The organism is Christiangramia sp. (assembly GCF_029937855.1).
GTDB lineage: Bacteria > Bacteroidota > Bacteroidia > Flavobacteriales > Flavobacteriaceae > Christiangramia.
In genome coordinates this window covers 1-14,209 of record NZ_JAPYPC010000026.1, presented here as the reverse complement: position 1 = coordinate 14,209, position 14,209 = coordinate 1, and the positions used below count along the sequence as shown (strand labels likewise).

At 36.9% G+C, this 14,209-nt stretch carries 14 protein-coding genes; 8 read left to right on the top strand and 6 right to left on the bottom strand.

Going from position 1 to position 14,209, the window contains the following annotated elements:
- The first annotated feature begins 23 nt into the window (after positions 1-23).
- From Q1K34_RS13240 to Q1K34_RS13225, 4 genes are all read left to right on the top strand, one after another.
- On the top strand, positions 24-2,597 hold the full coding sequence (locus tag Q1K34_RS13240; protein ID WP_300439780.1) for a phosphoenolpyruvate carboxylase: 2,574 nt from the start codon (positions 24-26) through the stop codon (positions 2,595-2,597).
- Complete coding sequence (locus tag Q1K34_RS13235) at positions 2,598-3,116, top strand: DinB family protein (RefSeq protein WP_300439777.1); 519 nt, start codon at positions 2,598-2,600, stop codon at positions 3,114-3,116.
- Entirely contained in the window at positions 3,116-4,126 is a 1,011-nt protein-coding gene (locus Q1K34_RS13230) for a YihY/virulence factor BrkB family protein (RefSeq protein WP_300439774.1), read from the top strand. Before Q1K34_RS13235 ends, Q1K34_RS13230 begins: the two co-directional genes overlap by 1 nt.
- A 99-nt stretch (positions 4,127-4,225) precedes the next feature.
- Positions 4,226-4,774, top strand: coding sequence for a type 1 glutamine amidotransferase domain-containing protein (locus Q1K34_RS13225; protein WP_300439771.1), 549 nt, complete (start codon positions 4,226-4,228; stop codon positions 4,772-4,774).
- 59 nt (positions 4,775-4,833) lie between these two features.
- Here Q1K34_RS13225 and Q1K34_RS13220 read toward each other — a convergent pair whose 3' ends face one another.
- Positions 4,834-5,139: a hypothetical protein gene (locus tag Q1K34_RS13220; protein WP_300439768.1), complete on the bottom strand. Its 306-nt coding sequence runs from the start codon at positions 5,137-5,139 to the stop codon at positions 4,834-4,836.
- Between the two features lie 90 nt (positions 5,140-5,229).
- Complete coding sequence (gene aroB, locus Q1K34_RS13215) at positions 5,230-6,300, bottom strand: 3-dehydroquinate synthase (protein ID WP_300439765.1); 1,071 nt, start codon at positions 6,298-6,300, stop codon at positions 5,230-5,232.
- A gap of 88 nt (positions 6,301-6,388) precedes the next feature.
- Here aroB and Q1K34_RS13210 point away from each other — a divergent pair, with 88 nt between their 5' ends.
- Both Q1K34_RS13210 and Q1K34_RS13205 read left to right on the top strand, forming a co-directional pair.
- Positions 6,389-7,588: a proline dehydrogenase family protein gene (locus Q1K34_RS13210; protein ID WP_300439762.1), complete on the top strand. Its 1,200-nt coding sequence runs from the start codon at positions 6,389-6,391 to the stop codon at positions 7,586-7,588.
- An 8-nt stretch (positions 7,589-7,596) separates the two neighbouring features.
- On the top strand, positions 7,597-8,136 hold the full coding sequence (locus Q1K34_RS13205; protein WP_300439759.1) for a 1-acyl-sn-glycerol-3-phosphate acyltransferase: 540 nt from the start codon (positions 7,597-7,599) through the stop codon (positions 8,134-8,136).
- A gap of 3 nt (positions 8,137-8,139) precedes the next feature.
- Here the strand turns inward: Q1K34_RS13205 and Q1K34_RS13200 are convergent, their stop codons facing one another.
- From Q1K34_RS13200 to gcvT, 4 genes are all read right to left on the bottom strand, one after another.
- Entirely contained in the window at positions 8,140-8,868 is a 729-nt protein-coding gene (locus Q1K34_RS13200; protein WP_300439756.1) for a YebC/PmpR family DNA-binding transcriptional regulator, read from the bottom strand.
- 92 nt (positions 8,869-8,960) lie between these two features.
- A complete protein-coding gene (locus Q1K34_RS13195; protein ID WP_300439753.1) occupies positions 8,961-9,251 on the bottom strand; it encodes a 4a-hydroxytetrahydrobiopterin dehydratase in 291 nt (96 codons plus the stop codon).
- 86 nt (positions 9,252-9,337) lie between these two features.
- Positions 9,338-10,153: a sugar nucleotide-binding protein gene (locus tag Q1K34_RS13190; RefSeq protein ID WP_300439750.1), complete on the bottom strand. Its 816-nt coding sequence runs from the start codon at positions 10,151-10,153 to the stop codon at positions 9,338-9,340.
- 5 nt (positions 10,154-10,158) lie between these two features.
- Entirely contained in the window at positions 10,159-11,241 is a 1,083-nt protein-coding gene (gene gcvT, locus Q1K34_RS13185) for a glycine cleavage system aminomethyltransferase GcvT (RefSeq protein ID WP_300439748.1), read from the bottom strand.
- Positions 11,242-11,368: 127 nt separating this feature from the next.
- On the opposite strand from gcvT, the gene Q1K34_RS13180 reads away from it, so the two are divergent.
- Together Q1K34_RS13180 and Q1K34_RS13175 are read left to right on the top strand one after the other, a co-directional pair.
- A complete protein-coding gene (locus tag Q1K34_RS13180) occupies positions 11,369-12,904 on the top strand; it encodes an NAD(P)H-hydrate dehydratase (protein ID WP_300439745.1) in 1,536 nt (511 codons plus the stop codon).
- A gap of 301 nt (positions 12,905-13,205) precedes the next feature.
- A partial coding sequence (locus Q1K34_RS13175; RefSeq protein ID WP_300439742.1) for an aromatic amino acid ammonia-lyase occupies positions 13,206-14,209 on the top strand: 1,004 nt, incomplete at its 3' end.

Below are 14,209 nucleotides of genomic sequence, written 5' to 3'. Positions count from 1 at the left end.
TTAAACCATCTAAAAATTTTTTTATGCACAGAGAACCAAGATTAGATAGATTTAATGATAACGTGCTCGCGAAATACCAGGTATATAATAGCATATTCCTCACCTTGCCATATGACGATATAAGAAAAACAGGGGCGCTTTTACCCTTGTTTCAGGAGTTGTGTGAGACCGGATTCGCTAATAATGAAAATCCTTCGCAAATTGTAAATCGGTTTTTTAATAAGTACGGCGAAGATCCTACAGAAGAAGAAAAAGTAGATTTACTTTTCAAATTTATACAATATATAGAAAGACAGGTTGTTTTGTTCGATGCTATTGAAGATGCTTCATTTTCAATCGTAAATAATATGGATGGACGTGGGACTCTTAGAAGTGTAAAGGAAGAGGCTGAAGCAAAGCAGAAAGTAGAGGAGTTAAAGCAATACTTAAAAAGGTTTAATGTAAGGCCAACTCTTACAGCACATCCCACTCAATTTTACCCGGGTACTGTTTTAGGAATTATTACAGATCTCGATAAAGCTATTCAAAAAAATGATCTGGTAAAGATTAAACAGCTATTGGCTCAGTTGGGTAAAACTCCGTTTTTCAAGAAAGAGAAACCAACTCCTTATGATGAGGCTGTAAACTTGATTTGGTATTTTGAGAATGTATTTTATCAAAGCGCAAGTAAAATCCATAATTATATTCAGCAGAATATTTTTGATGGGGAAGAGATAGGGAATCAGGTAATTAATCTAGGTTTCTGGCCCGGTGGCGATCGTGATGGAAATCCATTTGTAACTACAGATATAACCCTGAGAGTGGCTAAAAGACTAAGGAGAACGATATTACTAAATTACTATAGGGATATCCGAAAATTAAAAAGAAGATTGACCTTTAGGGAGGTTCATGAGTTGATGGCTGAAATAGAAAAAGGGCTTTATGATTCTGCGATTTCTAAATCTGGCACTATTAAACTGCCTATTGAAGATTTTAGGTCTAAGCTATTTAAAATAAAAGAGATACTTAATAAAGAACATCAATCTCTTTTTATTGATGAAGTAGATGATATGCTTAATAAAATTAATTTGTTCGGGTATCATTTTGCAACGCTGGATATCCGGCAGGATTCTAGTATTCATCAAGAAGTTTTAGAAGATTTAAGTAAGCTCCACCCAGATTTGATCCCTTCAGATTACAATGAACTGGATGACGAGAAACAAATTGAAATATTAAGTAATGTTAAGGGAGAACTTGATCCGGAGAAGATGGAAGATGGAATGACCAAAGCCACTATTTCTTCTATTTATGCGATGCAGGAAATACAGGAAAAGAGTGGTGAAATGGGCGCGAACCGTTATATTATTAGTAACTGCGGTAGTGTGCAGGGGGTTCTTCAGCCTTTTGCTTTTATAAGAATGACCGGTTGGCAAAAACCAAGTGTAGACGTGATCCCTTTATTTGAAACCGTTCCAGATCTTCAGGAGGCGCATAATGTGATGGAAAAGCTCTATACTAATCCTGTTTATAAAGAACATTTGGAGCGAAGAGGCAATAAGCAAACAATCATGCTCGGTTTTAGTGACGGAACTAAGGATGGTGGTTATTTAATGGCCAACTGGAGTATTTACAAGGCCAAAGAAGCTCTTACTAAAATCTCACGGGAATATGGAATTATGGTAGTTTTCTTTGATGGCAGGGGAGGCCCACCGGCTCGAGGTGGTGGAAAAACACACCAGTTCTATGCTTCGTTGGGGCCTACCATAGAAAATGAGGAAATTCAACTTACGGTTCAGGGACAAACTATTAGTTCAAATTTCGGCACTAAAGATTCATGTACTTATAACCTGGAACAGTTATTAAGTTCCGGGGTTTCCAACGAAATTTTCAGCAATGGAAAAAACGTGTTGAAAGATGAAGATAGAAAAACGATGACCGAGTTGGCCGAGATAAGCTACGAAACCTACATGAACTTTAAGAAGCATCCAAGGTTCATCCCTTATTTAGAGAAGATGAGTACCTTAAAGTATTACGCTAAGACAAATATTGGAAGTAGGCCTTCAAAACGTAATAAATCTGCGGAACTCAATCTTTCAGATCTTCGGGCCATTCCATTCGTGGGGAGCTGGAGTCAGTTAAAACAAAATGTTCCTGGATTTTTTGGTGTTGGAACAGCCATGGAAAGGCTGGAAAAGGAAGGTGATTTTGATAAGGTGAAACAGCTTTATGAAAATTCGGAGTTTTTTAGGACATTACTGGAAAATAGTATGATGAGCCTTACCAAATCGTTTTTTCCTTTAACCGCTTATATGAAAAATGATGAAGAATTTGGAGAATTCTGGCAAATAATCCATGAGGAGTTTGAGCGAACAAAAAAGATGCTTCTAAAGGTGACAGGCTATAATGTGTTAATGCAGAATCAACCTGCGGGTAGAGCCTCTATCCAGGCAAGAGAAAGAATTGTGCTACCATTGTTAACCATCCAACAGCATGCTTTACGAATGGTTCAGGAATTAAATAAAAATCCTGAAAATGCTGGTGAAAAACTGGAGACCTTTGAGAAAATGGTGACACGCTCACTGTATGGGAATATTAATGCAAGTAGAAATTCAGCTTAAATGATAAAATCAGAATTAACTCAAGGCGAAATAGGAGATTTTTACTGGCGCTATATTAATAAAATTGACGATAAGGCTGAGCTTATTGAAACCCTGGAAAATAATAGGATAGAATTCAGTGATTTTTTAAAAACAGTTCCACAGGAAAAATGGGATTATCGCTATTCCTCTGGAAAATGGAGTATTCTGGAAATGCTTCAGCATATTATAGATACTGAACGTATTTTTCAATACAGGGCATTATGCTTTGCCAGAAATGAGAAAAACTCCCTACCAGGATTTGACCACGATATTTATGTGTTGAATTCTGATGCAGAGGTACGAAGGCCTGATGATTTGATTGAAGAATTTAAATCTGTCCGGAAAGCTGGTATTTTTCTATTCAGAAGTTTGTCAGAAGAAAGGCTTAAAATTGTTGGCAATATGAATGATATGAATGCCACTCCCCGTGCCATAGGTTTTATTGTGGCCGGGCATGCCTTGCATCATAAAGATATAATAACTCAAAAATATCTTTGATGTGGAACACCGTAAAAATATATTTGAAGCTCTTGAAAAAAGCCTATGTAAGCTGGAATAAGAATGAGCCATACGCAAGAAGCGCAACCATTGCCTATTATGCGCTTTTTTCATTACCGTCTTTGCTGATAATCGTAGTTAGCATTGCCGGGTATTTTTATGGTCAGGAAGCTGTTCGTGGCCGACTTACGGGGGAAATAGCAGAATTCATTGGTCAGGACACTGCTGATGCCATTGAACTAATGATTGAGAATGTGGCACTTTCTCAAGATTCCACACTGGCCATCATCTTTGGTTTGGCTATGCTGATTTTTGGTGCCACCGGCGTCTTTTTTCAGCTAAAGATCGCTATGAACAATATCTGGAATGTAGCTGCAAAATCTACCGATTTTTGGCGACTGGTTCTTGATAGGGTCATTTCCCTTGGAATGGTGCTGGTAATAGGTTTGCTGCTGCTCATTGCCCTCGTGATTTCCACGCTCCTAAAAGTCCTTGCCGATAAAATCCAGCAAATTTTACCAAACCTAACTGAAACTGTAGTTTTAATTGCAGATTTTGCCCTAAGTTTCTTTTTTATAACCACTTTATTTGCCGCAATTTTCAAACTGCTGCCTGATATTAAGATCAGGATCAAAACAACGTATATGGGTGCAGCGGTAACCACTATTTTATTTCTTATAGGGGAATTTCTTATTAGTTTCTATTTTGGCCAAAGTGAACCTGCTTCTGTTTATGGCGGGGCTTCTTCTGTGGTGCTTATTCTATTATGGGTATACTACACCTGTTTGATTCTGTTTTTTGGTGCTGAATTTACCGTTCAATATGCTTTGGTTCGAAAAGAGAAAGTAGAACCAAATAGATTTGGTGAACCGGCCATTTATCAGGAAATGAAAAAACTGGAGCAAAAGCGGGTTCAGCTGAAGGAAGAAAAATACATTGTGGATAGGTTAAAATCTTACCTGGATATTGACGATGAAAAATCGAAAAACACCGATTCTCCTGGCACTTAGTAAAGGTTTAACGTAAACCTCTTTATTTTTAGTAGAGCCTTAATACAGTTTTCCTTAGCTCATCTTTATATTTATTCAAACGAAAAATAAGATTAAATTATGGAAAAGAGAATTGCAATTTTGGCCACACATGGATTTGAAGAAAGTGAGTTGGCATCTCCAAAAGAAGCAATGGAGAAAGAAGGATTTAAAGTAGAAATAGTAAGTCTGGAAAAAGGAAAAATTAAATCCTGGGATAAAGAAAACTGGGGTAAAGAATATAATGTTGATAAAACTTTAGATGAAGTTTCTGCAAAAGATTATAATGCATTGGTACTGCCAGGAGGAGTTATTAATCCAGACAATTTAAGGAGGGAAGAAAAAGCTTTGGTATTTGTAAGAGATTTCTTTAAACAAAGTAAACCAGTAGCGGCCATATGCCACGCAGCCTGGACTTTAATTAGTGCAGATGTGGTAGAAGGTAGAACGATGACTTCTTTTAAATCGTTGAAAAAAGATCTGGAAAATGCCGGGGCCCTTTGGGTAGATAAAGAGGTGGTAGTAGATGAAGCCTTGGTAACTAGTAGAAATCCTGATGATCTTCCTGCTTTCAATGCAAAAGTAATTGAGGAAATTAAAGAAGGCAAGCACGATTTACAACATGCTTAATTAATGATAATATCAAAATTTTGAGATAAATTTAAAGGAACGCCGGAGCGTTCCTTTTTTTATTGGTCTTCGTCCTCTTCGTCTGAATCATCATTTTTTTCAGGAATATCAACAATCGGATCATTGAATTCTGAATCATCGTAGTCATCCTCATCAAAATTCGCCATGGTTGTCTCAAGACGTGTACTAACTTTTACAAGATATATAGCGTCCTCAGTTCTTACCTCCACAGCATCTACTGTTTCGTTTTTAGCATTTTTAAAAGAAATTACCTGATCGTCATCATAGCCGTCTGGATACTTCTCTACCAGCAATCCTAAAATTTCCGGAGTGAGCTTTTTGTAATCTACGATTATCCTTTTCATAGTATTAATGGTTTATGCAAGTATAAATAAAAAATTAAATCAGATACAAGCCTTATCAGGATATTATCATAATTTTTAATTATTTAAAATTCAGATTCTTGCATAAAAATCGAAGGCTTGTTGAATGATTTCCTCGGGTACAACGATGTCACAAACCGGCTTTCCGATGTCTTCCAGAAGTACAAAATTAATATTTCCCCGATCGTTCTTTTTATCGAATTTCATCAGTTTCTTAATATGTTCAATATCATTTTCAGAAAACTCTTCTTTTCCATACATATTCTTTATTACTCGGGTAATATTCTGAAGTTTTTCTTTGGGAAAATTTTTTAATTGAACAGATAGGTATGTTTCCAGGATCATTCCTGCGGCAATAGCCTCCCCATGTAAAAGTTTTTTCTTTTCGGGATGAGTTAGGCAATAGGATTCTATAGCATGCCCCAGGGTGTGGCCATAATTCAATATTTTTCGAATATTCTGCTCGAAGGGATCTTTATCTACAATAGTTCCTTTTATTTTTACAGATTGCTTAATAATTTCATCAAGATGGGACAAATCTAAGTCTGATAGATTTGAAACCCGATCCCAATAAGATTCATCAGCAATTAATCCATGTTTTAGAATTTCAGCAAGGCCGCTCCTCATTTCCTGGGGAGAGAGTGTCGAGAGATATGAAGAATCAATAAGCACCATTTCTGGCTGATTGATAATTCCAATCTGGTTTTTGAGATTCCCAAGGTCTACTCCGGTTTTACCTCCAACAGAAGCATCTACCATAGAAAGTAGGGTTGTGGGAACATTTATAAATTGTATGCCACGCTTAAAAGCAGAGGCCACAAAACCACCCAGATCTGTAACCACACCGCCGCCCAGATTTATTAGCAGGCTCTTTCGGTCGGCTTCCAATTCAGACAAAGCATTCCAAACACCTGCGCAGGTTTCCAGGTTTTTAAATTCTTCCCCCGCTTCAATTTCAAGGACTTCTGTCTGAACCTCATTTTGTATTTTCTGAAGAAAATCGGATAAGCAATGCTCGTGAGTATTGCTATCTACCAGGATGAAAATCCTGGAGGGATTCTCTTTTTTTAAAAACTCGTTCAGTTTGGAATATCCATTTTCAGCAAAAAAAACAGAATCTAAGGATGCCGGTAAATCATTCATTATATTAAGTTTTGTTGACTCGAAATTAAAGAGAAATTATGAATTTCTTCGGCTTCAATAATTATATTTGCCCGATTAATAGCGCCAAATGATAAATAAAAAGATTTTCAACAATACTAAATCGGCTTTTAAATTAAAGTCTAATACAGAACTGGACAGAGCGATATTCTTATTCAGTATGATGAACAGGCCTACGCTGGTAAAAGCCGGATCTGCGTTGACGAAATTTTCCCTTAAACTACACTTACCTGTAGAAACATTAATTAAAAAAACAATTTTTGAGCAATTTTGTGGGGGAGTTACCGAGAAGGATTGTAAGCCGGTGACCAAGGAAATGTATAATGAGAACCTGCATAGTATTTTAGACTATTCGGTAGAAGGAAAGAAGACGGAAGCGGAGTTTGATGCCGCTATGAAAAAAAAACTAAGCCTTATTGAATATGCTAAAGGGAAAGAAGAAATTTCTTTTGCCATGTTTAAGCCTACAGGGATTGGACGTTTTGAAATTTGGGAAAAAGTAAGTGAAAAAGTAAGCTTGTCTGAGGAGGAAAAAGCAGAATGGGAAAGAGTTCAAAAAAGGGTAGATACCTTATGTAAAAGAGCTCATGAGTTAGGAGTGCGTTTATATGCAGATGGAGAGGAAACCTGGATGCAAACTGCAGCAGATGAACTTATGGAGGAAATGATGCGAAGGTATAATAAGGAGAAAGTCCTTATTTTTAATACGCTGCAATGTTACCGGTGGGACAGGTTGGATTATTTGAAGGGACTTCACGAAAAGGCTAAAAAAGAAGGTTTTAAAATAGGAGCAAAAATCGTGCGCGGGGCTTATATGGAAAAAGAAAATGCCCGTGCTAAGAAACTTGGATACCCATCACCAATTTGTGAAAGCAAAGAAGCTACCGATGTGAATTTTAATAGTACGCTATCTTATTGTCTAAATCACCTGAAAGATATCTCCGTATTCATTGGGACGCATAACGAAGTAAGTAGTTATCTTGCTTTACAGATCATTGAAGATAAAGGATTATCTCTAAATGATGATCGTATCTGGTTTAGTCAGTTATATGGAATGAGTGATCATATAAGCTATAACCTTGCTAAAAAAGGCTATAATGCTGTAAAACTGGTTCCATTTGGCCCTGTAAGGGATGTCGTTCCGTATTTATTGCGAAGAGCCCAGGAAAATACCTCCGTAAAAGGCCAAACAGGAAGGGAGCTTTCTTTATTACGGGAAGAACGTAAAAGGCGCAAAGGAGATCCCTCTACCAAGCACCACAGGGAGTAGATCTATTCATGCAATGGTTCGCTAGGCTTATTTTTTTTAAAATTTTAGGGTGGAAATTAGAGAACGATTTTAACCCTGAAATAAAGAAGTGCGTGATCATTGTCGCACCGCATACCAGTTCTTATGATTTTCTTATTGGAATTCTGGTAAGAAAGATAATGGGAATTCAAATTAACTTCGTAGGGAAAAAAGAACTTTTTAAACCACCATTTGGGTGGTATTTCAAAGCCGTTGGGGGTGCGCCAATAGATAGAAGCGGAATGAAAAAAAAGGTGGATGCAATTGCCGAAATCTTCAATAAAAAAGAAGTTTTCAGATTAGCCATGTCTCCTGAAGGCACCAGGAAAAAAACAGATAAGTGGAAAACCGGTTTTTATTATATCGCCGTGAAAGCTAATGTGCCAATTATTCTGGTTTCTTTTGACTATGGAAATAAACTAGTAAAAATCTCTAAAGCATATTCGCCAACCGGAGATTTTAAAAAAGATTTTACTGAAATATTTAGCTTTTATGAGGGAGTGGAAGGCAAAGTTTCTGAAAACTTTTAGCCATTATTCTTCAGCTTCTTCAGATGCTTCCATGGTGTGATACACATTTTGAACATCGTCATCTTCCTCTAATTTTTCCAGTAACTTTTCCACATCTGCTGTTTGTTCTTCATTCAGACTTTTTGTTACCTGCGGAATTCTCTCAAAACCTGAAGAAACTATTTCTATTTTACGACTTTCAAGTTCTTTCTGGATCGCTCCAAAATATTCGAAAGGAGCATAAATATGAATTCCTTCTTCATCTTCAAAAACCTCTTCGGCCCCAAAATCTATCAATTCCAGTTCCAGTTCTTCAGGATCTATGCCTTCAGAATTTATTCTGAAATTGCAGGTATGGTCAAACATGAATTCTACAGAACCTGAAGTTCCTAGGTTTCCGTCAGATTTATTAAAATGCGAGCGGATATTTGCTACCGTTCTGTTATTGTTATCTGTAGCTGTTTCTACTAAAACTGCGATTCCGTGAGGAGCATAACCTTCAAAAAGTACAATTTTATAATCACCCTGAGATTTATCTGAAGCACGTTTTATAGCGCGTTCCACATTATCTTTAGGCATGTTTACGCTTTTCGCATTCTGTATAACGGCGCGTAATTTCGCATTTGTATCTGGATCTGGGCCGCCTTCCTTTACTGCCATCACAATGTCTTTACCAATTCTGGTAAACGCTTTGGACATTGCAGACCAGCGTTTCATTTTACGTGCTTTTCGGAATTCAAATGCTCTTCCCATGCTTAGAATAAAATTAGATTCGGGCAAAAGTATAAAAAAAGCTCCTAATTTTCGTTGAATTTTAGGAGCTGTTCATTTGAATATTCTAAATCTTAATTGGTAGATTCTATAATATCTTCAATAGCACGAGCCAGTTTAAAATCTTTTTCAGTCACTCCATCGGCATCATGGGTAGAAAGTGAAATCTCTAACTGGTTATATACATTTCCCCAGTTAGGATGATGCTGTTGTGCTTCCGCTTCAAAAGCGATTCGCGTCATAACCGTAAATGCTTCCTTAAAATTTTCAAATTGAAACGAAGTGTGAATAGCTTGTTTTGCATAGCTCCAGCCGTCAAACTGTTTGAGTTTCTTCTGAATTTCGTCCTCGTTTAATTTTTTCATCACTCTAAAATTTTGGTTTTACTTAAAGTTAGAAATTAAGCAGGGAAAAAGAAGTACTAAGCTTTGGTTTAGTATAAGATTAACAACTAAAGCTTGGTAGAGGCCTCTATTACCTGATGCACGGTTATTTGAAGATTTGATGGTAATTTATTGTCTTTGGGTAAAACTGCCAGAAACCTATCGAAATTGGAATCATACACATTTTTGAAAAGAGGATTTTCATAACCTAAACCTGCACAAAGTTCTTCAGTAAAATCCTTTTGATGTACAAGATCTGTGCTACCAAGGTGAAAAACTCCTTGTTTGTTCCTATTTATGATGTAGTGAATTTGCTGGGTAACTTTCAATATTTCTGTAGCGTTGATAACTACATTTGGGAATACTTCCAGTGGTTCTCCAAAATCCAAGACTGTTTTTATTTGCTTTACCCGCGGAGAAGCTTTTCCAAAAACCATGGGAAGCCTTATAATATTGTAGTTGTGATTGGGCAATCGCAGTAATGCGTTTTCAATCTTTATTTTAAACCGACCATAGACACTTTGACTAAGGGTTTTGTCATATTCGTAAGATGGAAAGTTTGTAAATGCGTCAAAAACATTCGCGGAACTTATAAAAATAAGTTTGCTGTTATATTTTATAATATGATTGATGATTGAAAAATGCGTCGCAATCTGCGCATCAAAACTTCCTCTTAAGGATGAAATTATAATATCGGGGTATAATTTTTCAAGAAGGATTTCGATGTTCTCAGTTTCCATATCGAAATGATGAAACTGATGGTTTTCTTCAAAAAAATTACTTTCGCTATGGTAAGTACCATGGGTATCAAAATAGGAGCATAACTCTTTATACAAGGCATTGCCTATAAATCCGCTAGCTCCTAAAATAAGTATTCGTTTCAAATAAATCAGCCTTTATAAAAGGGCAGTTGCACCTGAGTCGCAGGAACTATTTTCTTACGTATTTGAATTGAAATCTTATTTCCAACGCCTGCAACATCAACCGGTACATATCCTAATCCTATACCTTTTTCAAGGGAAGGGGACATGGTGCCCGAAGTTACCACTCCAATTTTCTTACCATTTTCATTAACGATGTCGTATCCCTGGCGAGGAATTCCTCTTTCATCCAGTTCAAATGCTACCAGTTTGCGTTCTGGTCCGTTTTCTTTTTCTGCTTTTAAAGCTTCACTATTGATGAAGTCTTTCGTGAACTTGGTGATCCATCCCAATCCAGCTTCAATGGGAGAGGTGGTATCATCAATATCATTCCCATAAAGACAGTAACCCATTTCCAAACGAAGCGTATCTCTGGCAGCCAGGCCAATAGGTTTAATACCGTAATCTTTACCAGCTTCCATTACAGCATCCCAAATCTGCTCTGCATCTTCATTTCTAAAATAAATCTCAAATCCACCACTTCCGGTATAACCTGTAGCAGAAATAATCACTTTTTCTACACCAGCAAATCTACCAACTTCAAAGGTGTAGAATTTCATATTGTTAAGGTCAACTTCGGTAATAGATTGCATTGCTTCTGCCGCTTTTGGGCCCTGAATAGCCAACAATGACATTTCATCACTCATATCTCGCATGGTTGCATCCATAGAATTATGGTGCGCAATCCAGTTCCAGTCTTTTTCAATATTGGAAGCATTTACCACTAATAGATACTTTTCGGCATCTATCCTGTAAATAATGAGATCGTCTACAATCCCTCCCTCATTATTCGGCATGCAAGAATACTGTGCTTTTCCATCTACCAGTTTGGAAGCATCATTAGAACTTATCTTTTGGATCAATTCCAGGGCATTTTCTCCTGAAATAAGAAATTCTCCCATATGAGAAACATCAAAAACACCTAATTTTTCCCTTACGGTTTCATGCTCAATATTTACACCTTCGTAGGATACTGGCATATTAAAACCGGCAAAAGGAACCATTTTAGCATTTAATTCTTTGTGTTTTTCAGATAGGGCTATTTCTTTCATTATTGTCAAAAATTTGGGCAAATTTATTCAATTCGGGCAGAATACAATATTAATTTGGTCTTTTTATGACTTTATATTTATTGTACAGACTTTACTTATATTTAATGTTTAAAAGAAATAGAATTTTATGAAAATACTTTCCGCAGCACAGCTTTCAGAAGCAGATAAAGAAACGATCAAAAAACAGAACATTTCTTCAGAAGAGTTAATGGAGCGTGCCGCAACCCTGGTATTTAATGAAATTAATAATCGCTTGCAGGGCGCTCCTATTCCAATTAAGATCTTTTGTGGTATTGGAAATAATGGAGGGGATGGTTTAGTGGTCGCCAGGCATCTTATACAGCACGGCTATCATGTTACCGTGTATGTTGTGAATTATAGTGATAAAAGAGCTGAAGATTTTTTGGCTAATTATGAGAAACTGAAAGAAATCACCAATGACTGGCCACAATTAATCAAAAAGGAAGACAATTTTCCTGAGATAAATACGGGAGATTTTGTGATCGATGCGATGTTTGGAATTGGTTTAAACAGGCCTATAGAAGGTTGGGTTGCAAAACTAGTTGGATTGATCAATACTTCGGAGGCTTTTATACTGGCCATAGATATGCCAAGCGGGCTGTTTTCAGATAAAATTCCTGGAAAGGAAGCAGCTGTAATTAAAGCTAATTATACTTTGAGTTTTCAAGCGCCAAAACTTGTCTTTTTCTTTCCTGATACGATGGATTACATTGGTGACCTTCAGGTACTGGATATAGGACTGGACAGGGAATTTATAAGCAAGATAGAATCTGACATTTTTTTAATAGGAAAACAAGAAGCCGTCGGTCTTTATATTCCTAGAAAAACGAATACCCATAAAGGTGACTACGGAAAAATTCTAATTGCTGGTGGAAGTTATGGAAAGATAGGAAGTGTGCTTCTTTCCACAAAGGCAGCATTACGCACGGGTACAGGCTTATGCAGTGTTTATATTCCAAAATGTGGTTATGATATAATTCAAACGGGGATTCCGGAAGCTATGGTTATTACAGATGACGATAATAATATACTCACGTCTTATCCAAAAGCTTTTGAAGCCGATGTAGTATGTTTTGGTATGGGTGTGGGAACTGACAAAAAATCTGTAAACGCTTTAAAAGAATTATTAGAATCTATAGACAAACCCATACTGATTGATGCCGATGGATTGAATATTCTATCAGAAAATCCTGATATGCTTGATTTGCTACCAAAAAATTCCGTTCTAACTCCGCATCCCGGTGAATTAAAAAGACTAATAGGGGAGTGGGATGATGATTTTCATAAGATTAATCTCGTAAAAGAATTCAGTAAAAAATATAACATTATTATGGTAGTAAAGGGATCACATACTTTTTCCATATACCAAGAAAACATTTATATAAATAATTCAGGAAATCCTGGAATGGCTACTGCAGGGAGCGGAGATGTATTATCTGGCATTATAACTTCTTTGATGGGACAGGGGTATGAGCCGATTAACGCCGTAGTTTTTGGTGTTTACATTCATGGTATGGCGGGAGATATTGCCGCTTCAGAATTGGGTTATGAGTCTGTCCTGGCGGGAGAAATAGCCAATAGAATGGGGCGGGCTATTAAGGAACTATTTACAAGAGAGGCAAACGAAACCGGGAATACATAGGAGTATTTCAAAATAACGTGATTTAATCTTACAAATTCCCCTGACGGTTCTGCCTCGGGTTTCCTTTCATATTTCCTCTGGGAGGGGACAGAACTGCTTTTTCGCCGTTCCGGGTGAATGGAAATAAAAAAAATGGTTTTTGGCCGGCGAGGGAAAAATGATACCGATAACTACAGGTACGGTTAAATACCGGTACGGCTTGCCTCAGGATAGTTGGTTTCAAGAATTTTTTTATTTCATTTTTATTTGGAATCTTATTTCTGAAGTAAGATTTTTGCAATCCACAAACTTAAGCAAGAAAATGCAAAATCATCATTATATAAGCTCAGCTGTTTTAGATCTTGAAGTAATTCATGATCTCATAAAAAATGAAAAAAAACTAGCTTTAAGTGATGAATCCCGACTTAATATTGAAAAATCCAGAACTTATTTAAATAATAAGATTAAAGAAAGTGATGCTCCGGTTTATGGAATAAATACAGGCTTTGGTGCACTTTGCAATGTGAAGATCACTTCTGAGAAATTAACTGAACTACAGGAGAACCTCGTAAGATCGCATGCCTGTGGTACCGGAGATAAGGTTTCAAAACCTGTAGTTAGATTGATGTTACTTTTAAAGATCCAGTCATTAAGTTACGGAAATTCCGGGATAGCTCTTGAGACTGTAGAAAGACTTATCCAGCTTTATAATAATAATATTCTACCGGTAATCTATGAGCAGGGCTCTTTAGGTGCTTCAGGTGACCTCGCTCCCCTGGCTCATTTGGCACTGCCTTTAATTGGTGATGGAGAGGTTTATTTTCAGGATACAATTATTTCAGGAGCTGAGCTTTTAAAAGAAATGGATTGGCAGCCGGTGAAGTTGCAAAGTAAAGAAGGACTGGCGCTGCTTAACGGAACCCAGTTTATGAGTGCCCATGCAGTTTATGCGCTTTTAAAAGCTTATAAGCTTTCTTATATGGCAGACCTTATTGGCTCTATTTCTTTAGATGCTTTTGATTGTAACCTGTCTCCTTTTGATGAATTGGTTCATTTAGTGAGACCACATCGGGGTCAGATAAAAACAGCTGAAAGGATTAGATATTTTTTAGAAGACAGTGAAATTGCTGCTTCCGAAAAAGATAATGTCCAGGATCCATATTCTTTTAGATGCATTCCGCAAGTTCACGGAGCTTCGAAAGACACTTTGTCATTCGTTAGAAAAACCGTAAAAACTGAAATAAACTCTGTAACTGATAATCCAAATATTTTTATTGAAGCAGATAAAATTATTTCTGGCGGTAATTTTCATGGCCAGCCGTTGGC